We start from the raw sequence: 21857 nt of genomic DNA, 5'->3' as shown, positions 1-21857 counted from the left end.
GATAATGTTGGATTGTGGCTAAATTTTTTCAAACTTTGTTATAAAATATAAGAATAGCTTACGATTTTCAGCCTAGTTTGTTCATTTTTTGCCTGCGGCGTTAGCCATTTATGAAATGTTAATGAACCCTATATAAATAAAGAATTTAAAAACTTACTCCCTCAACAAAAACACCACATAACCTTTAAAATTTGGATCATTTTTAAAACTCAATGGTCTGTTCCAGTCACCATGCTGAACAAGTCCAATTTTATAAGGTAGGTTGAGTTTAGTCACTTTTTTTAAATAGTTTTGATAATTCGGAATTGTTTTTGAACCCTGATAGGTTTGAATTGCGAGCTCATCAATATTATTTCGAAGTAACCTAAGCGTTTCAGTATCTTGAATATTTGTCCAATCCAATAATCCTGTGATACTGAGCTGATACTGTTTAGGAAGTTGTAGTCTAATTTTTTGCAAAAATAATGCATATTCTTTGAGGTTTTTAGTTTTTGCATCAAAGTCGATTTGAATCCCGATAATTTTATTATCGTTATTTTCCCATTGATGAACACGCTTTAAAATTTTATCCAATTCATGATCTTGCCAATTGAGATGATGATTACGGAAAACAAGCCAAACTTTTTGATGTGGCACTCTTAGAACAGCAACGCCTTGAGGAATTAAAATCGATTTTTTCGTGTTCCGTTCTATTTTGACTTCACCTTGTAGCACATAAATTTCTTTAGCTTTGGCTAAATAAGGGGCAGAAGAAATATCACCCCAAATCCAAAAAGCATCATAATGATTGGCGTCTATAATATTTGTTGATGTAGCATTCTCTGCTGCCGATTGACTTGGGTTACAAGCCATCAAACCGAAAGCAAACATAAAAATAAGTATTAAATAATGAAAGCGCATTGGAAAATTACCAATAATACTTCAATGACTTCGCCCAACTTGAGTTTGGGTAGTCTCGTTTCAGTTGATCAAACCATTGTTTTCGGGTGTTTTTAGGAACGTCTGCATCGCCACAATCATTCGTACCATTGGGTGAGTAACACATGACAGAACGATATAGAGCATAGGCTTTTAAGTCGCCATTGGGTTCAGTTTGAATGATATTTTTATAGGCCGTTCCACGAGCAAAAGGCGTACCCTTAAAATTGGTTTGATTGTTTTCAGTCTGCCACGAATAATAATAGTCACCATAACGTGAATGACGCATATATTCACCTAAACATACATTCAACAATGCATTTTTTGGTGATTGTACAAGTTGTTTAGACAGGGTGATTAAGTCGGGGCATTTAAGTTGCGGTGTAATATTTGAGCCTTGCCAAATAAAATCAGAAAATGGAGGCTGTTCTTTGAGTGCATCATTGGATTCATAAGATTTATATTGATTCGCATCTTTAGGTAAATACTGAATATTTTGATTAAACAGGGCAAAATTTTGCACATTTAAAGATTTAGATAATAAGGTATAAATCGCAGTATTCTTTTGATTTTGTGTACTTATGCTCGACTGAATAATTGTTTGTAACGACTTTTCATTGGCAAAGTCGTGGATAAAATTCTTTTGCAGAATTGCTTGGCTTATTTGTGGATTTTTACCAATAAATGCTTGAGTATTTTGGCTTTGATTGAAGTGATTCGCTAAAGCTGTTTCAAGTAGGGCTTTGGTATTACCATTATTCGCATGTTGGTAAAGTTGTAACCAATGCTGGTGGGCTTGCGCTTTATTTTGTTTTTCTAAAATTTGCCCAATTAAAAATTGTTGACTCAATTGCAAAGCGCTGTTGTTCTGTGTAGCAGCTTTCGGTAAATAAGATAAAGCGTCTTGGTTCTTTCCTTGAACATAAAATAAATGAGCAGCTTGTAGATATTGGAATAACTCAGGTTGTGTTTTAAAGAACGCTTTTTGGCTATTCAATTGTGTCCATGTAATCGGTTTATAGTTTTCATCACCTGTTTTACGCATTTGCATTAGGTTATAGGTAGTCAATAAAAAAGGTTCATTGAGTAATTTAGGATTAAAATTTTTTGAGCGAAAAACCCGTCGATCCAATTCTGCAGGTAGTTGATCCATTTCTAAATTATATAAAGGAGATTCAGGGTGATTGATTTGCCATACAATTTCATTGACTAATAAATCTTGTCGATCTGTTAACCATAAACCACGACGCATCAAACCACGGGCGCTTGCGACATATTGCCCTTTTGGATACAGCTTTAAATATTCGGTAATGTTGTTAAAAAAGTTTTTAACGGAAACATGATTAATTTTATCAGGGTTGATATCGCCATATTGATCTTGTGCAGAAGCAAAAGCGGTATTGAGTTCTGTTCGAATAAGCATATATTGCGCTGTTTCTTTGAGCCAAGGGTCTTCAACTTGGCTTAATGCTGTATAAATTTTAGAAGCTGCGGAAAAGTTAGTATTGTAAAACAAAATACTACCATTCAAGTACGAGGCATATTGGCGTGTTGTTACTGACCAATTTGGGTTTACTGAAATAAGCCCAATAGATTTTTCACAATCGATGAGTTTTGAGCGGGCATCAATTAGTAATTGTTTTTCAGCTATTGGAATATTTTTATTGGCTTTGACTTGATTAGTAAAACTTTGTTGTCCTTGTTGTAAGGAAATACAACGCTCCTCATAACTAACTTTATCTTGATCGGGTTTAAAGGGTTTACGTTTATTATTAACTTTATTCTCGGTAATAGTGGGGAATAAGCTCACATCAAAAGGTACGCTACCATATTGGGCTGACCAAAGGTTTAAATCGGGCTTTAATGTTTTAATTCGTGCCAAGCCTAGATCGCTCAGCAAAAGTGTCATATTGGTTTTATTGTCATTACCAGGTATTAAAACGGGTAAATTACTACAGGCATTATAATCTGATCCATCTAGACTAAAATCAGGTGAACAGTATTCATCTGAACCTGCATAGCTTTGTTGTGTGATAAAAAGTGTTGTGGGAATGAAAGCAATAAAAATAGATTGATATAGTGTTGTTATGTTCATGAATCGTTATTTATAAGTAAGGAATGCATTAAATCATAACAATTAATTCGAAGAATAAGGATGGCAAAAATAAAAAAATAATGTGATTTTAAGATGAATTTTTGAGAGCGATTTTAAAATTGCAGATTAAAGCTAGGGAAGAAAAGATAGAGAGAACTCTATCCTTTCTAAAACAGGGGTAAATGTGGTGCGGGAGAATTTGTGCTAAAACTAAAACTAAAACTTAAAACCGTAATTAAAATTACTGAATATAAGAAATAGCGTTTTGCCCAAATTTGATCATTTTCAGCTTTAAAACCAATGATCGATAGATACACCCAATATGCACACATAGCATTGAAGATGATCACGAAGAAAATATTGGTATAGCCAAAACAATACAAACCATTTAAAACCAATGCAAACAAAATCACATAAATCAGGCTTTCGACCTTAGTACGAACAATTGAGCGTGCAACAGGTAAAATAGGAATTCCAGCATTTTTATAGTCATCAAAACGATAAATTGCGATACCCCATGAATGTGGCATTTGCCAAAATGCATATGCTAAAAAAATCAGCAATGCGGCAACATCAAATTCATTTGATACAGCGGTGTATCCAATAACAGGAGGGCTTGCGCCAGAAATACTACCAATCACCGTTTGGTGAATGCTGGTACGTTTGCTCCATAAACTATAAAAAATTACATAAACCACAAAACCAAGTACAGCAAAACCAAAGGCATATGCGTTAACAAAAAACCATAATAGAGCAAAACCCGATAGACCTAAAACTGCTGAAAAAATTAAAGCAACAGTTGGACTGATAGTTTTTTTAACCAATGCACGGTTCATTGTCCGTTGCATTTTATGGTCAATGTCTTGATCGATGACGTTATTGACAACACAACCTGAGGCAACAACAAGTGTTGTACCAAGTAGGGTGATGAATAGGAGAAGGAAATCTACTGAGCCCTGAGCGGCTAAAAAGAAGCCGCCCAGAGTGGTAACAAAGTTACCAAAGAGAATTCCTGGCTTAGTCAGGAATAAATACTTTTTAAACATGCCGATCAGTTTAGATCATCATGTTTGAATGTAAGTAGTTCATAATCCACACAGAACCAATAAGCAATACAGCAATGGTTAAAATTGTGTAGACAAAAGCAATCACATTCCAACGTTGTTCAGATGACGAGTTCATGTGCAAGAAGAAAACCAACTGTACAAGAACCTGAGCAACCGCTGTAATTGCAATGGTTGCAACTACAGCGCCACCTGTCATACCGCTCATCACCATCCCAAACGGGATGATGGTAAGGATAACAGACAAGATGAACCCGATAGAGTATTGCTTAATATTGCCGTGCGAAGCATCTGCAGTATTATGGTCATGACTCATTATAGTGCTCCCAGTAAGTAAACTACGCTGAATACACAGATCCAAACGATGTCAAGGAAGTGCCAGAACAAGCTTAAACAAGCAAGGCGACGAGTATTTGGAAGTGTCAAACCATTTTTCTTGATTTGATACATCAATACAAGCATCCAGACTAGACCAGAAGTTACGTGAATACCGTGTGTTCCTACAAGTGTAAAGAACGAAGATAAAAACGCACTATGACTAGGGCCGTGACCAGCGTGAACTAAATGATTGAATTCATAAAGTTCCATGCCGATGAATGTTGCACCGAATACCCATGTAATTGCCAACCACATTAAAACTTGGCTAACATTTTTCTTGTATGAAGCAAGTACCGCGAAACCAAAGGTCACAGAAGAAATAAGGAGAGCAAAAGTTTCGACAAGTACGAAACCTAAGGTATCACCAAATAATTCTTTAGGACTAGGGGTGCCCGGCGGAATATGACTGCTTAATACAGCGAACGCGATGAAGAGTGTACCGAATAAAATCAAGTCACTCATCAAGTAGGTCCAAAAACCAAAGACGGTGATGTCTGTATCATCGTGATGATGATGCTCGTCGTGTCCGTGGTTATCGTGATGAAGTACTTCAGTCATGTCCTTAGTCCTTCTTCAAGTGTTTTTCAAGTAAAGCGTAACGTTCGTTTTCGATACGTTCAACTTCAGCAGCAGGGACGTAGTAATCCACTTTTTTCGTGAATGAACTTACGATGAAGCTGATGATCGCACCAAGGAAGCAAACAGCAGCTAACCACCAAATGTGCCAAATCAATGCAAAGCCCATAGCCGTAATGAACATTGCAATCACGAAACCTGCAGCACGGTCAGTCGGCATATGAATATCTTCATATGAATCAGGACGGGCATAAGCTACACCATTTTCTTTGTCAGTCCAGAAAGTATCAATACCATTGATTTTTGGAAGATGAGCAAAGTTATAGAATGGAGCAGGTGACGAAGTCGCCCATTCAAGTACACGACCATCCCATGGATCGCCAGTGTGGTCCATGTTGTCGTGACGTTGTAAGAAACCAACGATGACTTGCATTAGGAAACATGCGATACCAATAGCAACTAGTACAGCACCAAACAATGCAATCGCGATATACGGATCCCATTCAGGGTTATCATATGTATTCAAGCGACGAGTCATACCCATGAAACCAAGGATATAAAGTGGCATGAATGCAAAATAGAAACCGAAGAACCAGAACCAGAATGATGCTTTGCCCCAAGTTTCATTTAACTTCCAACCAAACATTTTTGGCCAGTAGAAAGTGATACCCGCGAACATACCAAATACCACACCACCAATAATTACGTTATGGAAATGGGCAATAAGGAACAATGAGTTATGTACCAAGAAGTCCGCTGGAGGAACTGCCATCAATACACCTGTTAAACCACCGATACCAAAAGTCACAAGGAAGCCAAGTGTCCAGTACATTGGTGATGTAAAGGTAATACGACCCTTATACATGGTGAATAACCAAGAGAAGATTTTCACACCAGTTGGGATCGCGATGATCATAGTCATGATACCGAAGAACGCGTTAACGTTGGCACCAGAACCCATTGTAAAGAAGTGATGTAGCCATACTACGAACGCAAGTACTGTGATCGCAATAGTCGCATATACCATTGATTTGTAACCAAACAATGTTTTGCGAGAGAAAGTAGAAACGATTTCCGAATACAAACCAAAAGCTGGAAGAATCAGAATATATACTTCTGGGTGACCCCAAGTCCAAATCAAGTTCACATACAGCATTGGGCTACCGCCAAGCTCGTTTGTGAAGAAGTGGAAACCGAAGTAACGGTCAAGCGTTAACATTGCAATAGTTGCAGTTAATACTGGGAATGATGCGATGATCAATACAGCTGTACAAAGTGCAGTCCATGTAAAGATCGGCATATCCATAAGACCCATGCCAGGCGCACGCATTTTAATGATGGTAACAAAGAAGTTAACACCAGTAAGAAGTGTACCTAGACCTGAAACTTGGAGTGCCCAAATATAGTAGTCAACACCAACACCAGGAGAATACTGAATACCAGATAGAGGCGGGTAAGCCATCCAACCTGTTGCAGCGAATTCACCTAATACAAGTGAAACCATCATCAAACCTGCAGCACCAGCAAATAACCAGAAGCTTAAAGAGTTTAATAATGGGAATGCTACGTCACGTGCACCAATTTGAAGAGGTACAGTGATGTTCATCATACCTACAACAAGACCCATTGCTACGAAGAAGATCATAATTACGCCATGCGCAGTAAAGATCTGGTCGTAATGGTCAGGATGTAAGTAACCTTCACCACCACCTTTTGCAAGGAAGAGTTGAAGACGCATCATGATCGCATCTGCGAAACCACGCAACAGCATGACTACAGATACAACGATATACATAATACCAATTTTTTTATGGTCTACAGATTTAAACCATACATTCCAAAGGTAGCCCCATTTTTTGAAATAGGTAATACCACCGAGTAAAGCAATTGCACCTAAAGCCATGATTACCATGGTAACAAGTACAAGAGGCTCTTTAGGGATTGAATCCCAATTGAGTTTACCCAATAACAGAGTCATGCTCATATCTTATTCCCCTACAGAAGCAGATGCATGTTCAGCACTTGCATGTTCAGCACTTGCATGATTTGCACCATGGTAGTTGCTCATGTAAGTCTTAATAATGTCGTTGAACAAGTTAGGCTCAACTGAAGAATAATAAGTCACAGGATGAGGCTTAGTAGGGAATGGACCTTTACGTTCAGCTTCGTGTGCAGCTTTAATTTCTTCTGGTGTATGAGCATTGTTGACCATTGCTTCAATTTGGTGCTTAGAACGATCACCATCTTTCAGAGATGCGAATTCTGCTTTATCCAACATAGGTTTTTGGATTGCATCAGCATTTACTGAAGTACCATTGCCAGCTTTAACAGCATCAACCCAAGTATTGAATTCAGCGTCAGTTACCGCATGCGCACGGAAACGCATTTGTGTAAAGCCATAACCGCTATAGTTTGAAGAGAAACCGCGGTAACCTTCAGCTGGGCTATGTTCATCAGCAATAATATGAAGCTGAGTTTGCATGCCTGCCATTGCATAAATCTGACCAGCTAACTGTGGAATGAAGAATGAGTTCATTGTGAAGTTAGATGTGATTTTGAAATTAACAGGTGTAGCAACTGGGAAGCGTACTTCGTTTACTGTCGCAATTTCTTGTTCAGGATAAACGAAAATCCATTTGAACTGTTCAGCAATAACCTGAATAGTTAATGGTGCTTTTTCTGATTCTAGCGGACGATATGGGTCATATTTGTGCGAACCATACCATGTGATATAAGCAAGAATACCAATAATAATACATGGAATGCCCCATACTACAATTTCAATTGCAGTTGAGTGCGCCCAAGTAGGTTTATAGTCTGCATCTTTATTTGACGCGCGATATTTCCAACCAAACCACAATGCCATAATGATCGAAGGAATTACGACCAATAACATTAAGTAAATTGCAGTCATCATTAGGTCACTTTGACCTGCTGCAACTGAACCTTTAGAGTTTAGAAGTACCATATCACCACCACACCCTGTTAAAAGTGCAGTCAGCGTTGATAAAGACAATACAGCTAAAATTGTTTGTCTCATTTTACAACCTCGGTGAAGAGTCCCATTCCCTATATAAATATGGGATAGCGATTAAAGTGTCGCATGATTAAAAATGCCCATTATTAACAAATAGTAATCATTCTCAATAATGTGACACCGCTACGTTGTAGGGCATTATGCCTCATATCGTCAAACTTAGCTATAGATAAGGGGGGAATATGTTGTGTGAAAAATACCTGATATGTTTAGTCGGAAATGTAGCTAAAACAAAAAGATAAACTATTATTTTTTCATTGCTTAGAGTTAAAAAATGGCGGAAATCCGCCATTTTATTATTTAGAAGTTATTTGGAAATTTCTATGACTCGGGTTTTTGCAATTCGATCGTGTAGCGCAATATTTCCTTTACTAAAGAACATCACTAAGTCAACGATAAAGATAATTGCGAGTAATGGCATAAATGCAACCATTTGTGAAAGCACAATAAATAAGAATGAGCGAACAAAAAAACCACGTAATGAGCCAGGTGGAAGAAGCGTTGTATTATCTACAATTTGAAGATTAAACAACTTCTTACCGATACTTTGCCCTGATTTTTTAATCATGGTGCTTTGAACTAAAAGTAAAATGAATACAAAAGCGAGCATCGCCATATGCGCTGAAGCAGGAATGCTCTCATTGAGTATTTCCACAACTTTCATCTGATTTTCCATAGATGCACCAGATTCAGCAATTTTTTTGGCTTCATCAGGCATGTAATACATCATGACCATCAGTTGCGGTAAGAAAAATAATGCAAGGTCAGTCACTTTTGCAGAAATGCGCTTACCTACAGGTGCAGCTTGAACATTGTTTGGTGTAATTGGTGTTTTTTGAGTCGTTATGTTTTGATCAAGATTATTTTCAAAAGGTGTATTATTGAACGTTGGATTTACTATTTGTTGTCCTGCAGGTTCATATTTCAATTGACCTTGCGTCAATTCACCTAAAGCTTTCCATTCGGTCATGCCTTGATGCCAAACCAAATCAGTCAATAAAACTTGTTGGCTGCTGAGCATCTGATTGAGTTGCTCTAGTGAATATGGACCGGCTTGTTGATTATTGCGTGCCAAGTAAATTTGCATAAAACTTAAATCTCAAAAAAAACAAAAAACAATATTGAAAAAAAAAGACCCACAAGTGTGGGTCTTTTTTAACACAGTTTATTAAGCTTGTTGAGCTTTTTCTTCAGAAAGGAAGAACCAAGTGTCTAAAACAGAATCTGGATTAAGTGAAACAGACTCGATACCTTGTTCCATTAACCAAAATGCAAGATCAGGATGATCCGAAGGTCCTTGACCACAAATACCGATATATTTACCAGCTTTACGACAAGCATGAATCGCCATAGAAAGAAGCACTTTCACCGCTGCATCACGTTCGTCAAAAAGGTGAGATACAATACCAGAGTCACGATCTAGACCAAGTGTTAACTGAGTTAAGTCGTTAGAACCGATAGAGAAACCGTCAAAGTGTTCAAGGAATTGTTCAGCCAATAATGCATTGGTTGGTAATTCACACATCATGATCACTTTAAGACCATTTTCACCACGTTTTAAACCATTTGCGGCAAGAAGCTCAATTACACGCTTCGCTTCATTTACTGTACGAACAAATGGAATCATGATCTGGATGTTTGTAAGACCCATTTCATCACGTGCTTTTTTCAATGCACGGCATTCAAGCTCAAAACAGTCGCGGAAGTTGTCAGATACATAACGACTTGCACCACGGAAGCCCAACATTGGGTTTTCTTCTTCAGGCTCGTATAGCTTACCACCGATCAAGTTTGCATATTCGTTTGACTTAAAGTCAGACATACGAACGATTACAGGCTTGTCTGCAAATGCTGAAGCAAGGGTGGAAATACCTTCAACCAATTTCTCAACATAGAATTCGATTGGAGAAGAGTAGCCTGCAGTACGTGCCATAACAGCTGCACGTGTTTCACGTGGTAAGCTTTCAATGTTCAATAATGCTTTTGGATGCACACCAATCATACGGTTGATGATAAATTCTAAACGTGCAAGACCAATACCTTCATTTGGAATTTGCGCGAAGTCAAATGCACGGTCAGGGTTACCCACGTTCATCATGATTTTGAACGGAAGAGCTGGCATAGATTCAATTGAGTTACGTTGAATTTCGAAATCCAAAGCACCTTCATAAATAAAGCCAGTGTCGCCTTCAGCACAAGATACAGTCACTTCTTGACCATCTACAAGAACTTCAGTTGCATTACCACAACCGACAATTGCAGGTACACCAAGCTCACGTGCAATAATTGCTGCGTGACAAGTACGACCACCGCGGTTTGTGACGATTGCTGCAGCACGTTTCATTACTGGTTCCCAGTCTGGGTCAGTCATGTCAGATACAAGAACATCACCTGGTTGTACTTTGTCCATTTCTTTGATTGAAGAAACGATACGAACTTTACCAGAGCCAATGCGTTGACCGATTGAACGACCTTCACACAGAACAGTACCTTTTTGTTTAAGCAGGTAACGTTCCATTGTGCCGACATTTTCACGGCTTTTTACAGTTTCAGGACGTGCCTGAACGATGTAAATTTGACCGTCATCACCGTCTTTTGCCCATTCAATATCCATAGGCGCTTGGTAATGTTCTTCAATGATTAACGCTTGTTTAGCTAATTCTTGAAGTTCTAAGTCATTTAAAGCAAATTGTTGGCGTTCAGCTTTTTCAACATCTACGACAACAACTGATTTACCTGTAGTGCCTTCTTCACCATAAATCATTTTTTGGTGTTTAGAGCCAAGGTTACGACGAATAACTGCATGTTTACCATTGCGAAGAAGTGGTTTAGAAACATAGAATTCGTCAGGGTTAACCGCACCTTGAACAACCATTTCACCCAAACCGTAAGATGCAGTAATGAATACCGCTTCACGGAAACCAGATTCTGTATCAAGTGTAAACATTACACCAGCAGCGCCAGTTTCTGAGCGAACCATACGCTGAATACCCGCAGATAATGCAACGATGTCATGGTCAAAATTTTGGTGTACGCGGTAAGCAATTGCGCGGTCATTATATAGTGAAGCAAATACTTCTTTAATCGCAATTAAAATATTGTCGATACCGCGAATGTTTAGGAATGTTTCTTGTTGACCTGCAAATGACGCATCTGGCAAGTCTTCAGCAGTCGCAGAAGAGCGTACAGCAACAGCAACGTCAGGGTTGCCTTTTGAAAGTTCAGCGAACGCATCACGAACTTCTTTTTCTAAGCTTGCTGTAAGTGGGGTATCAACAATCCATTGACGAATTTTAGCGCCAGTTTCTGCAAGAGCGTTAACATCATCAACATTCAATTGTTTTAATTCAGCTGAAATTTTAGCATTTAAACCGCTTTGCTCAAGGAATTCACGATAGGCAGCAGCAGTGGTTGCAAAACCACCTGGTACTGATACGCCAGCATTTGCTAAATGGCTGATCATTTCACCAAGTGATGAGTTTTTACCACCCACGAGTTCTACGTCGTGTTTCCCGAGTTTTTCCAGACCGATTACGCGTGCTTCCAAAGTTGTTACTCCACTTTTGCAGTATTCACTATCTTGGTATCAAATTATAACAAAAAAAACCGCTTTTTGATTCAACCAAGCGATAGTCATGTAAGATGACGTTACTATAAAGATTATACAGTGCGATGACAAATGTTTGAGGAGAATTTTAATGTCGGGAAGTAACCAAATAAAGAGAAGCGTTTTTTTTATTTCTGATGGTACAGCTATTACCGCTGAAACACTGGGTCACTCTTTGTTGGCACAGTTTCCACATGTGAAATTTGACATTCATATTATCCCTTATATTACGAGTGAAGAGGCGGCCATGAATGTGGTCGAAGAGATCAACAAACGGGCGGAAATAGATGGTGAACAACCCTTAGTTTTCGATACTTTAGTTGACCCTTACGCACGAGATATTATAAATACTGCAAATGCTGTAAATCTTGATGTATTTGAAGGGCTTATCAGTAAACTATCAGATGTTCTAGGGACTGCGCCTACAACTTTAGTCGGACAGACCCATGCTGTGACCGATTCTGAGTCGTATAAAGCACGTATTGATGCTGTACATTTTGCTTTAGATAATGATGATGGTGCACGTACACGACACTACGATAAAGCTGATTTAATCCTGATTGGCGTGTCACGTTCAGGTAAAACACCGACCTCTATTTATCTATCATTACAGTTTGGAATTCGTGTAGCGAACTATCCACTTACAGAAGAAGATTTGGACGATAATCGTTTACCTGCGGTCTTAAAAGAGCATAAACACAAGCTTTTTGGTTTGATGATTGATGCAGAACGCTTGGTTGCAATTCGCTCTGAACGAAAGGCAAATAGTCGTTATGCGAGCTTTAGTCAGTGCCAAATGGAGTTGCGTGCGGTAGAGGGAATTTATATTTCGGAAGGAATAAAACATCTCAATGTTTCTGAAATGTCTATTGAAGAAATCTCAACTCGTGTGTTGCAAATGACAGGTTTAAAACGTCGAATTGGATAATATTTGTACACTTTTAAGGGTTTTGTAAGATCCTAGTTTGAGCGTTAATAATTCTTCGTATTTTTATATATTTCGAAAAAAAGCTGAACATCTGTTCGGCTTTTTTTGTGTGAAGTTGTGATTATTTAAGGTGACTAAAATAACAATAATAAATGCTTTAGTAACCTGTTTGAATGATGAATTTATTGCTAAAAAAAACGTTATTTTGAACATAAAATAATCACATTGGGGGTGGGTTTTGTTGTTAACTTTGCATGGTATCACTAAAAAAAATGGCCTTTATAGTTGTGAAAATGATACTAATATTGTTTTACGTGATATGAGGTATCACAAGTATTTAGAATATAAATAGTTGAGAGATGCTATTTTGCCTATTTTTTGTTCTGAATTTTGAATTGAACATCAAAGAAATGATTTTTGGGTTCATGCGCTTCAGCAATAATTGATTTTTTTGATGATGTTTGGCATCAATACAAAAGTAATCAGAGATATTATATAGATATGATTTATATTTTAATGATATGAAAAGGTGGTTTTTTTGAGTTTTGACTGATCAAGTTAGTGCTGTATAAAAGAGAAGCTCTTATTAGCTTCTCTTTTTATTGGCAGAATCTAATATGTGGTAATAATAACATCAACTAAATGTTCAATGCCTTCCATACTTTGTACAGCATTTTTAGTAATTTTTAAGATAGGCCATGTAATTAGTTTGCAGTTGCCTTTTTGCAAAGCTGAATAATAGGTATCCGATTTAAAAAATACTTTCTTCTCTGTGGCAGAGTTTGGCATGAGTTGACGTTTCATCCAAGTATTACTGACTTGTGATTCTAAATAGCGAATCGCCAATAAAGATTTTACACGGTTGTTAAATAAGTGGCGATTTTTACTAATGAGAGGGTGGGCAATAATTTTTTGAATCGCATTTTCGGTTTGAGGTAAAACAAAATGAGGTTTAATTTGAAAAACTTTTACAAATTGCGCTTGTTTGATCAATAGTGCAAGATGAGAAATAGTCAGTTGATTTGCGCCAATCACAGCAACGTTTAATCCTGAAAAATTGGCGATTTTGATTTGGTCAGCCGCAATGATTTTTCCCTGAAATTCTTGAAAATACTCAGCGTTATTGTGGAAAAAACTATCTTGTTGCTGCTTTTGTTTTGACATCCGATGTAATCCTTTTTGTTTTAATTGTTTGCAGTGAGTTCTGCTGTTAATTCATATATCCAACTTGGAGCCTTTGGTAAAGATTTTTCTAGTATCTGGTCAGTCATTTTCACTATAAAATCAATGGGGCTGTGAAATCATTTTAGATTGCGATCAACGGTTTTTTTGCCATGAAATTGGATCAGTTGGAACCAAGGGTTACGGCGATCTTCTACTGTACCTCCACCAATACGAGAGAATTTTCTCATTGCGACATACAGTTTTTTTTCGGGTAAACCTAACTTAATGGCGTTGACCCGCATTTTATTGATCAGTGATCAATAAGCTAAAGTCCCAAGTAATAAGTGTGAATCAACAATACGAGCAGCCATTTTCCCGATTTCAATCGTACTTTTATTGATGCCTTGTGCCTTCATGACGCTTAAAGCCAACACCTAAGTGTCGTGCTTCATCACCATTACTAAGTTAAAAAGCTTAGTGACAGACAGGATCATCAACTGTTTCAAGGACAAATGTAAAAAATTACACCATCGAGAGTGACTTTAAGCATAGGAATGACTGCGCCTAATATATAAAAAGGCATATCATCAGCATAGGTGTCGAGCCATTCAATAATCGGGCGTAATTTTTATTGGGCTTTGGAGTGCCATCCTCTAACATATTCAAACGTTTCATCTGTTCTATTTCAGCATTGGCATGGCATTGTTCTTCAGCGTGAAAAATGGCATATATATCACGCAGTGTTTCGGTTGTAGCTTTATTGCTTTTCTTCTGATGTGTATATGAATGAATAAGTGTATATAAAATGAGATGGCAATTTATTTTAAATTGAAGTATTTAATCAAAAAAATATAACAGATTTTGTGCACTAGCTTGATCGTTAACTATATTATTATGCGTAAATATTAAGCAATAAATTAAACAGAGTGATTGATTATGCAGATTAAAATAATTTTCATTGGGGTAATGGTTCTTTCTCTAAGTTCAATCAGTAGTGCTGTAGATACTAATGCTCAAGAGAAAATTCAAATTGTTAAGAAGCTTTATAATAGTCTACTAGATGGTTCAGCCTTAGGCGAGGATGAAGCCATTCGTCGTTATGGTAGTCATGAATTACGTCAAATTTTAAATAAATTAGAAGTCATTTCAGATCATAATGAAGGTGATCAGTGTGAATGGCAGGCGGCAGGTGTGCTTATTCCGGGTCAAGACACTGATTTAACTGCAAACAAAATTCAATACTCAGTGTTACAAAATGGTCGAGTACGTGTGCAGGCGAAAAATTTTGGTCAAAGTTTTAAAGTTGATTTTGATGTGAAATGTACAAATTTGGGCTGTAGTATTACTGATTTTTATACACCACAAAGTTATAAAAATATGATGGCAAGTTATGCTCGTAAAGGTCAATGTTGATTAATTGACCTACTATATAAAAATAGCCACTTTTAGCTTGGCTATTTTTATATATAAAGATTCTAAGTACGGAAAATAGTATTTAATTTGACTGTTTCAAATTCATTAATAAACTAAAGTTATTTAAACGGTTGTCTGTGTCGAAAATATCACAAGTAAAAATGAACTCATCGACGTCATATTGCATGAGTAATTTTTCTAAACCTTGTTTCACTGTTTCAGGTGAACCAATTTGTGCCATCGCTAAGAAATTCTGTACCGCAATTTTCTCTGACACAGACCATCGACCTTCCATGGTTTGAACTGGTGGTTGAAGTTTTAGACTACGTCCAGTCAATAAAGCTAAAATTCTTTGATAGACACTTGTTGCTAAAAATTCTGCTTCTTCATCAGTGTCAGCAACAACAGTTGGTACGCCCATAGATACATAAGGTTTGTCTAAATATGGGGAAGGTTGGAAATTTTCACGATAGAGCTGAATCGCTTGACCGAGCATACGAGGAGCAAAATGTGAAGCAAAGGAGTAGGGAAGTCCCAACTGTGCTGCAAGTTGTGCGCTAAATAAACTTGATCCAAGTAACCATACAGGGACATGCGTATTTTGTCCTGGTGTTGCTGTAATGCGTTGTCCTTGTTTAGCTTCAGCAAAGTAGCTCAAAATTTCTAGGACATCTTGTGGAAATTGCTCTTCGGTTTCTTGGCGACCACGTCTTAATGCTCGCATTGTGACTTGATCTGTTCCTGGTGCACGACCTAAGCCAAGTTCAACTCGTCCTGGGTACAGTGTTTCTAATGTACCAAATTGTTCAGCCACAACAAGTGGAGCATGGTTAGGTAACATAATGCCACCTGAGCCAACTTTAAGTGTCGATGTATTGGCGAGTAAATAGCCCAGAAGTACCGCTGTAGCAGAACTTGCAATACCATCCATATTATGATGTTCGGCTAGCCATAAGCGTGAAAAACCAAGTTTTTCAGCATGCTGAGCCAATTCAAGGGCATGTTGTAAAGAAAATTGTACCGATTTATCTTCACGGACGGGAGCAAGCTCAAGAATGGAGAATTGCGTATTGTGCAATGAGCGCATATTTAAACTCTTTTATAATCATATATCGAAATAATACGATATATGGTGATGGAAGTATATCGTTTATTTTCGATATTTGTGTGTATTAAATATTGATCATTGCAAAATAGATTTTGTAATTTTTATCAGGCGTAAAAAAACACCCGAAGGTGCTTTTGAGTTGAGTGAGTAAGTTAATCACGCCAATTTTTATTTTTGTACTGACCGTAGTGATGACCATTGTCATGGCGATAATTACGATCATTATAACGATAATTTGAGTTACGATAGCCTGATGATCTGCGATCATAACGATCATTGTAGTTGCCGTTATAGTTACGGTCATAACGGTCATCATAACGACGATCTTCAGAGACTTTTTTACCTAAAGAAGCCCCACCTGCCGCACCAAGCGCAGAGCCAATATAGCCACCTGTCGATCCAGATACATTCCGACCTACAGTATAGCCACCAGCGCCACCGAGTGCTGCGCCAATTGCGGCACCTGTACGATCTTTGCGGTTTGCAGAAGCAGCTGCACCACCTGCACCACCAATCGCTGAACCGATCATTGCACCAGTTGAGCCACCCATTTGCTGACCAATTGCCGCACCAACCACACCACCTAAGGCTGAAGTTAATGCAGTATTTGTACTATTACCTGCATGTGCAGTGGTTATTAAGCTTGTAGCGATTACCGTTGCGCCGATCATTGCTGTAATTTTCATGGTCAACTCCTTGAGAAGCTTCTCTAATATTTTGTCTTGAGTTTAATGTAACGAAATACTTCGCTTTGATTGTGAATGCTCATGTATGCAACATGATGTGAATAGTAAATGCTTTGTATCCACTCTTATTAATTTCTCCATAATTATGTTCGTATTCTTGTTTTAATCTGTGCAATATTGAAACTAAAGAAAGTGGTTCAAAGGATAAATTAAAGGGTACGAATACATAAAAAAAGCCCTCAATCGATATTGATTGAGGGCTTTTTCTCACCGCACATTAAATTAATGACGGTGCTTTTTATAATACTTTTTGTTGTGCTTTTTACTATATTTGCGGTCATCGTAGTGGCGATCTTCAGATACTTTTTTACCTAAAACTGAGCCACCCGCTGCACCTAATGCAGAACCAATATAACCACCTGTTGAACCGCCCATATTTTTTCCGACAGTATAACCACCGACACCGCCTAAACCACCACCGACTGCGGCTGCTGTACGGTCACGTTTATTGGTTGCAACAGCAGCACCACCAGCACCGCCAAGCGCAGAACCGATCATTGCACCTGTGTTGCCGCCCATTTGTTTACCAATTGCTGTTCCAGCAACGCTGCCCAATGCAGAAGTTGCTGCAATACGTGTCGAATTATCTGCATGCGCACTAACCGTAAATACTGAAGAAACTGCAAGTGCAGTACCAAGTAACATTGCATTAAGATTCATCATTCACTCCATGTCCTGTTAGGGACTAATGTCTTTCATTTAATATTTGATGTAAGCAATGTACCAAAGACAAGGGCTTTGAATGTGGAGATGAAATACTAGAGTTATAGCGTTTGGTATCGGAGTGTATGCTTTGTATTAATATTGTCTATTTAGAAAACAAATGATTGAAAATTTTGTGAAATATGTCACAAAAACATAAAAACTTAATTTTTATAAAAATACATATAGATGAAACGATCAAGTGTAGTAGTAGAAGTCAGCGAATAGATATGTCAATTAAGAGGCAGAATCGTTAAACTAAGCGCAATTTTAGAATTCTTTACTTAATTTGAGTATGCTGCATCAAATGTGATGTATCACCCGATAATATTGATAGAAGTTTTATTTTATTGATTTTATATTGGCTCTAAAAAGTAAAGACGAGCTTGAGAATAGATTTAAATGAAAGAATCGTTACGTTTACGATTAGATCAACTGTGTGATCGACATGAAGAATTAGAAGCCTTGTTGGCAGATATCGAAGTCATTTCTGATAATAAGCGTTTTCGCAATTTATCTCGTGAACATAAAGATTTAACAGAAATTACAGATGTTTGGAAAAAGTATAAACAGGCAGAAGAAGATATCGTCACGGCTGAAGCGATGCTTTCTGATCCTGACTTTAAGGAAATGGCGATTGAGGAAATTAAAGAGAATAAAGCTTTAATTGAAAGCCTTGAAGCCGATCTGAATGTATTGATGATTCCAAAAGATCCAAATGATGCCAACTCTGCATATTTGGAAATCCGTGCAGGAACAGGCGGCGATGAAGCTGCTATTTTCTCGGGTGATTTATACCGTATGTACAGCAAATACGCCGAATCACAAGGTTGGCGTATTGAAGTACTGTCCGAAAATGAAGGCGAGCACGGTGGTTATAAAGAAATTATTTGCCTAATTAATGGCGATGGTGTGTACGGTCGTTTGAAGTTTGAAAGTGGTGCACATCGTGTACAACGTGTGCCTGCGACAGAATCACAAGGTCGTGTGCATACTTCTGCATGTACGGTAGCAATTTTACCTGAAATTGATGTCGATACCACGGTTGAAATTAATTCATCAGAATTACGTATTGATACTTACCGCGCATCAGGTGCGGGCGGTCAGCACATTAACAAAACCGATTCAGCGGTACGTATTACGCACCTTCCAACAGGAACAGTAGTAGAGTGTCAGGACGAGCGTTCACAGCATAAGAATAAAGCCAAAGCGATGGCATTACTTGTGTCACGTTTGGAAAATGCAAAACGTGCTGCTGCTGATGCCGCAACATCGGAAATGCGCCGCGATTTAGTCGGTTCAGGTGATCGCTCAGAACGTATTCGTACTTATAACTACCCACAAGGTCGTATGACAGATCACCGTATCAATTTAACCTTATATAAGTTGGATGCCGTAATGGAAGGCGATTTAACTGAACTTTTAGACAGTTTACACCGTGAATATCAAGCTGATCAGTTGGCGATGCTTGCACAGCAGAATGGTGGCTAATGAACATTGCACAGGCTTTAGCCTTACGTGGTGAACCTGAAAGCTACGAACGCCAAGAAAATGCATGGTTGCTCGAACATATCACTAAAATTGATTCATTTGATTTGGTGATGAAAAAAGAGCAAGTATTGACTGCTGAACAAGAGCAAAGCTATGTTGATGCTTTGAAACGTATTGAAGCAGGTGAACCTTTAGCCTATGTAACAGGTTCACAACCATTTTGGACACTTGATTTAAAAGTCACTAAAGATACGCTCGTGCCTCGTCCAGATACGGAAGTTTTGGTTGAAACGGTGTTGCATTTAGATTTGCCTGAAGATGCCCGCATTGTCGACTTAGGGACAGGGACGGGTGCAATTGCATTGTCTTTGGCAAGTGAACGTCCTGATTGGGATATTACTGCAACTGATATTTATGAGCCAACGCTCGAAGTTGCTCAGTTTAATGCTGAGCAACATGATTTAAATCATGTCAAATTTGCCTGTGGCAGTTGGTTGAATGCTTTAAATCGTAATCAATATTTCGATGTGATCGTGTCTAATCCACCGTATATTGATGCAGATGATGTGCACATGAAAGATTTGGCGACTGAACCAAAACGTGCTTTAGTAGCTGAAAATCATGGTTTGGCTGATATTGAGTTGATTATTCAACAAGGTCAAAAGTACTTAACAGCAAATGGTTGGATTGCGCTTGAACATGGTTATGATCAGGCGGATGCCGTACAACAGTTATTTAAAAAATATGGCTTTAAAGACATTCGTACTGTGAAAGATTACGGTGGTAATGATCGAGTAACCTTGGCATGTCATGCATAAATGACCTATTACAGATCATTTAAGCGTTAAATGTTAAATATAAGAATAAAAAACCGAGCAAATTGATTTGCTCGGTTTTTTGCTTATTAATATCATGTTTAAACAGTAAAATACTGAATTTTATAGAGTTCAGCAAATAATTAACTTTTAAAGCTTTTAAAGATAGGTATCCGCGATGCTATCTGCAATATTTAGTTGATTTAGACCATCTGTTTCAAGGGCTAAACAGAGTGCAACAATTTTAGCTGTTTCTGCAATATTCTGTTTTTTTAATGCCAAGCCTGTTTGAATTTCTTCGAGGCATTGTTGATTGATATCTAAAGCATCGGCTAAATCGGTTGGATTATTTTGATCCATAAAATTGGCGATGACTTTTTTAAGTTCGATATCTGAACTGCTGAGAATCCCTTGGCGCATTTGCTCATCAAGATCTTCAACGTGGTTGGAAAATGAATGAGTAAAATTTTGCACAAGACTTGCGTCAAGTACATTAATCATTTTAAGCATGGCAATAACCTAGCTGTTTAACAGGGTGGGAGAGTAGAGTTTAAAAATAACTCAAAATATGAGTGAAAAATAAACGATAAATCACTCTACTGCAAGTAGAAATAGATGAGTGGTATGCAATTTTTTCAAGCAGAGTTTTACATTGTTTTTTTTCATATTGAATAGAGACTAGTTACTCCTGCCCATCTAATGTAATATTTTCATGGCGATAACTGCCAGGACTTACACCTGTCCACTTTTTAAATGCACGGTGAAACGCACTCGGGTCTTGAAAATATAAATCATCACTAATCTGTTGCAAGGTTTTATCACTGCGACTGAGCAATTCAATAGCGGTATCTCTGCGAATTTCATTTTTAAGTTGTTGATAACTGAAGCCTTCACTTTTTAAACGTCTTTGAATTGTTGCTTCCGAAATGTTTAAAAAATGAGTTAATTCATTGAGTTCAAGCCATTCTGAAGGATGTTTTTGCATTAAATGCTTACGAATGATTGAGCTTAACGCATGCGGGTTTTTAAAGCGAACTAATAAATTTTGTGGTGTATTTTGAATGAATTTTTGCCATGCAGAATGGTCTTGTTTAATTGGTGTTTTGAGCCAACTCGCATCAAATTGAATATAATTTTCATCTGCTAAATAGCCAATATTTTCACAAAAACGGACTTTATAGTCTTGATCATCTTGAGGTGCATTGCATTTAAGTTCGATACGATTGAGCGTAATACGTTGTCCTGTCAGCCAACACATCAGTCCGTGAATGAGCATTAAATATGTCGCATAGCTAAACATTCGCTTGGGCTGATCTGTGTCATAAATCACGATATAAGCGTAGTTTTCTTCGGTAAAGAGCGTGCTTTGAAAATCATCTAAAATTGCATTTAAAAATTGTAAAATTTGTCGTAAAGCCATGTGTAAATGATCGGCATGCATGACCATTTCTGAGAGTAATTTATAACTTCCTCTACGCATATGATGACGGTCCATACCAAAAAACTCATCATTCATGGCATTGGCAAGTTCAGTCCAAAGTTGCGCATAGGCTTCGACTGAAACACGAGCAAGGGGAGAATGAAGAATCTCAGATGCAATGCCTGCTTGATCGAGTATAGGATCAAGAGTGATGCCCTGATTTTTTGCTTCCTGCAATGCTTCGTGCACCAAGCTGACGGAAATCGTTCCTTTGCTGTACTGTAACGGTTGATTCTTCAGCGTGTTATCCATTATTTTGTTGGGCATCCATTGTCCAAAAACATCATACATGATGCAACTTTTGGAAATTGTACTCAATTAGACTTACGATTACT

General features: G+C 37.8%; 20 protein-coding genes. 4 read left to right on the top strand and 16 right to left on the bottom strand.

Annotated elements, in window-relative coordinates:
- Window positions 1-153: 153 nt before the first annotated feature.
- The 9 genes from FW754_RS09090 to ppsA all read right to left on the bottom strand — a co-directional run bounded on the left by FW754_RS09090 (window position 154) and on the right by ppsA (window position 11615).
- Window positions 154-900, bottom strand: coding sequence for a DUF3142 domain-containing protein (locus FW754_RS09090; RefSeq protein WP_419347325.1), 747 nt, complete (start codon window positions 898-900; stop codon window positions 154-156).
- 7 nt (window positions 901-907) lie between these two features.
- Window positions 908-3013 (bottom strand): hypothetical protein, encoded by a 2106-nt coding sequence (locus FW754_RS09085; protein ID WP_446324454.1) that lies wholly within the window; start codon window positions 3011-3013, stop codon window positions 908-910.
- Between the two features lie 167 nt (window positions 3014-3180).
- Window positions 3181-4059, bottom strand: coding sequence for a heme o synthase (gene cyoE / locus FW754_RS09080; protein ID WP_409511429.1), 879 nt, complete (start codon window positions 4057-4059; stop codon window positions 3181-3183).
- Window positions 4060-4069: 10 nt separating this feature from the next.
- The gene (gene cyoD, locus FW754_RS09075; protein WP_409511469.1) at window positions 4070-4396 is read right to left on the bottom strand and encodes a cytochrome o ubiquinol oxidase subunit IV; all 327 of its coding nucleotides are present in this window, start codon (window positions 4394-4396) and stop codon (window positions 4070-4072) included.
- The gene (gene cyoC, locus FW754_RS09070) at window positions 4393-5013 is read right to left on the bottom strand and encodes a cytochrome o ubiquinol oxidase subunit III (RefSeq protein WP_409511428.1); all 621 of its coding nucleotides are present in this window, start codon (window positions 5011-5013) and stop codon (window positions 4393-4395) included. Before cyoC ends, cyoD begins: the two co-directional genes overlap by 4 nt.
- 4 nt (window positions 5014-5017) lie before the next feature.
- Complete coding sequence (gene cyoB / locus FW754_RS09065; protein ID WP_409511468.1) at window positions 5018-7009, bottom strand: cytochrome o ubiquinol oxidase subunit I; 1992 nt, start codon at window positions 7007-7009, stop codon at window positions 5018-5020.
- A gap of 9 nt (window positions 7010-7018) precedes the next feature.
- On the bottom strand, window positions 7019-8071 hold the full coding sequence (gene cyoA, locus FW754_RS09060; RefSeq protein WP_409511427.1) for a ubiquinol oxidase subunit II: 1053 nt from the start codon (window positions 8069-8071) through the stop codon (window positions 7019-7021).
- A 304-nt stretch (window positions 8072-8375) separates the two neighbouring features.
- Complete coding sequence (locus FW754_RS09055) at window positions 8376-9155, bottom strand: RDD family protein (RefSeq protein WP_446324453.1); 780 nt, start codon at window positions 9153-9155, stop codon at window positions 8376-8378.
- Between the two features lie 81 nt (window positions 9156-9236).
- Window positions 9237-11615 (bottom strand): phosphoenolpyruvate synthase, encoded by a 2379-nt coding sequence (gene ppsA / locus FW754_RS09050; RefSeq protein WP_409511425.1) that lies wholly within the window; start codon window positions 11613-11615, stop codon window positions 9237-9239.
- Window positions 11616-11766: 151 nt separating this feature from the next.
- Here ppsA and ppsR point away from each other — a divergent pair, with 151 nt between their 5' ends.
- Window positions 11767-12603: a posphoenolpyruvate synthetase regulatory kinase/phosphorylase PpsR gene (gene ppsR, locus FW754_RS09045; RefSeq protein ID WP_409511424.1), complete on the top strand. Its 837-nt coding sequence runs from the start codon at window positions 11767-11769 to the stop codon at window positions 12601-12603.
- Between the two features lie 612 nt (window positions 12604-13215).
- On the opposite strand, the gene FW754_RS09040 is transcribed toward ppsR, so the two are convergent.
- A complete protein-coding gene (locus FW754_RS09040) occupies window positions 13216-13767 on the bottom strand; it encodes a flavoprotein (protein ID WP_446324452.1) in 552 nt (183 codons plus the stop codon).
- Between the two features lie 137 nt (window positions 13768-13904).
- A complete protein-coding gene (locus FW754_RS09035; RefSeq protein WP_446324451.1) occupies window positions 13905-14069 on the bottom strand; it encodes a hypothetical protein in 165 nt (54 codons plus the stop codon).
- A 634-nt stretch (window positions 14070-14703) separates the two neighbouring features.
- Here FW754_RS09035 and FW754_RS09030 point away from each other — a divergent pair.
- The gene (locus FW754_RS09030) at window positions 14704-15180 is read left to right on the top strand and encodes a hypothetical protein (RefSeq protein WP_446324450.1); all 477 of its coding nucleotides are present in this window, start codon (window positions 14704-14706) and stop codon (window positions 15178-15180) included.
- An 82-nt stretch (window positions 15181-15262) separates the two neighbouring features.
- On the opposite strand, the gene FW754_RS09025 is transcribed toward FW754_RS09030, so the two are convergent.
- The 3 genes from FW754_RS09025 to FW754_RS09015 all read right to left on the bottom strand — a co-directional run bounded on the left by FW754_RS09025 (window position 15263) and on the right by FW754_RS09015 (window position 17694).
- Window positions 15263-16267 carry an LLM class flavin-dependent oxidoreductase gene (locus tag FW754_RS09025; protein WP_446324449.1) on the bottom strand — a complete coding sequence of 335 codons (1005 nt, stop codon included), beginning with the start codon at window positions 16265-16267 and terminating at the stop codon, window positions 15263-15265.
- Window positions 16268-16440: 173 nt separating this feature from the next.
- Window positions 16441-16974, bottom strand: coding sequence for a hypothetical protein (locus FW754_RS09020; RefSeq protein ID WP_409511419.1), 534 nt, complete (start codon window positions 16972-16974; stop codon window positions 16441-16443).
- Between the two features lie 282 nt (window positions 16975-17256).
- Window positions 17257-17694: a hypothetical protein gene (locus FW754_RS09015; RefSeq protein ID WP_409511418.1), complete on the bottom strand. Its 438-nt coding sequence runs from the start codon at window positions 17692-17694 to the stop codon at window positions 17257-17259.
- 444 nt (window positions 17695-18138) lie between these two features.
- Here FW754_RS09015 and prfA point away from each other — a divergent pair, with 444 nt between their 5' ends.
- Window positions 18139-19227 (top strand): peptide chain release factor 1, encoded by a 1089-nt coding sequence (prfA, locus tag FW754_RS09010; RefSeq protein WP_409511417.1) that lies wholly within the window; start codon window positions 18139-18141, stop codon window positions 19225-19227.
- Window positions 19227-20045 (top strand): peptide chain release factor N(5)-glutamine methyltransferase, encoded by an 819-nt coding sequence (gene prmC, locus FW754_RS09005; protein WP_446324448.1) that lies wholly within the window; start codon window positions 19227-19229, stop codon window positions 20043-20045. Before prfA ends, prmC begins: the two co-directional genes overlap by 1 nt.
- Before the next feature lie 156 nt (window positions 20046-20201).
- Here prmC and FW754_RS09000 read toward each other — a convergent pair whose 3' ends face one another.
- Together FW754_RS09000 and FW754_RS08995 are read right to left on the bottom strand one after the other, a co-directional pair.
- A complete protein-coding gene (locus FW754_RS09000; RefSeq protein WP_409511415.1) occupies window positions 20202-20552 on the bottom strand; it encodes a hypothetical protein in 351 nt (116 codons plus the stop codon).
- 172 nt (window positions 20553-20724) lie between these two features.
- Entirely contained in the window at window positions 20725-21789 is a 1065-nt protein-coding gene (locus FW754_RS08995) for an AraC family transcriptional regulator (protein WP_446324447.1), read from the bottom strand.
- Window positions 21790-21857 lie beyond the last annotated feature (68 nt).

Source organism: Acinetobacter sp. 1207_04, from assembly GCF_052850415.1.
This window is presented reverse-complemented; position numbering and strand designations above follow the sequence as displayed.

What these genes read in the sequence shown, in the direction of transcription:
- cyoC (WP_409511428.1), bottom strand. Translation starts at nt 5,013, where the DNA reads ATGACTGAAGTACTTCATCACGATAACCACGGACACGACGAGCATCAT.
- prfA (WP_409511417.1), top strand. Translation starts at nt 18,139, where the DNA reads ATGAAAGAATCGTTACGTTTACGATTAGATCAACTGTGTGATCGACAT.
- FW754_RS09025 (WP_446324449.1), bottom strand. Translation starts at nt 16,267, where the DNA reads ATGCGCTCATTGCACAATACGCAATTCTCCATTCTTGAGCTTGCTCCC.
- ppsR (WP_409511424.1), top strand. Translation starts at nt 11,767, where the DNA reads ATGTCGGGAAGTAACCAAATAAAGAGAAGCGTTTTTTTTATTTCTGAT.
- FW754_RS09035 (WP_446324451.1), bottom strand. Translation starts at nt 14,069, where the DNA reads ATGCGGGTCAACGCCATTAAGTTAGGTTTACCCGAAAAAAAACTGTAT.
- FW754_RS09085 (WP_446324454.1), bottom strand. Translation starts at nt 3,013, where the DNA reads ATGAACATAACAACACTATATCAATCTATTTTTATTGCTTTCATTCCC.
- FW754_RS09055 (WP_446324453.1), bottom strand. Translation starts at nt 9,155, where the DNA reads ATGCAAATTTACTTGGCACGCAATAATCAACAAGCCGGTCCATATTCA.
- FW754_RS09040 (WP_446324452.1), bottom strand. Translation starts at nt 13,767, where the DNA reads ATGTCAAAACAAAAGCAGCAACAAGATAGTTTTTTCCACAATAACGCT.
- FW754_RS08995 (WP_446324447.1), bottom strand. Translation starts at nt 21,789, where the DNA reads ATGCCCAACAAAATAATGGATAACACGCTGAAGAATCAACCGTTACAG.
- cyoA (WP_409511427.1), bottom strand. Translation starts at nt 8,071, where the DNA reads ATGAGACAAACAATTTTAGCTGTATTGTCTTTATCAACGCTGACTGCA.
- prmC (WP_446324448.1), top strand. Translation starts at nt 19,227, where the DNA reads ATGAACATTGCACAGGCTTTAGCCTTACGTGGTGAACCTGAAAGCTAC.
- FW754_RS09020 (WP_409511419.1), bottom strand. Translation starts at nt 16,974, where the DNA reads ATGAAAATTACAGCAATGATCGGCGCAACGGTAATCGCTACAAGCTTA.
- FW754_RS09015 (WP_409511418.1), bottom strand. Translation starts at nt 17,694, where the DNA reads ATGAATCTTAATGCAATGTTACTTGGTACTGCACTTGCAGTTTCTTCA.
- cyoB (WP_409511468.1), bottom strand. Translation starts at nt 7,009, where the DNA reads ATGACTCTGTTATTGGGTAAACTCAATTGGGATTCAATCCCTAAAGAG.
- FW754_RS09030 (WP_446324450.1), top strand. Translation starts at nt 14,704, where the DNA reads ATGCAGATTAAAATAATTTTCATTGGGGTAATGGTTCTTTCTCTAAGT.
- FW754_RS09090 (WP_419347325.1), bottom strand. Translation starts at nt 900, where the DNA reads ATGCGCTTTCATTATTTAATACTTATTTTTATGTTTGCTTTCGGTTTG.
- FW754_RS09000 (WP_409511415.1), bottom strand. Translation starts at nt 20,552, where the DNA reads ATGCTTAAAATGATTAATGTACTTGACGCAAGTCTTGTGCAAAATTTT.
- cyoE (WP_409511429.1), bottom strand. Translation starts at nt 4,059, where the DNA reads ATGTTTAAAAAGTATTTATTCCTGACTAAGCCAGGAATTCTCTTTGGT.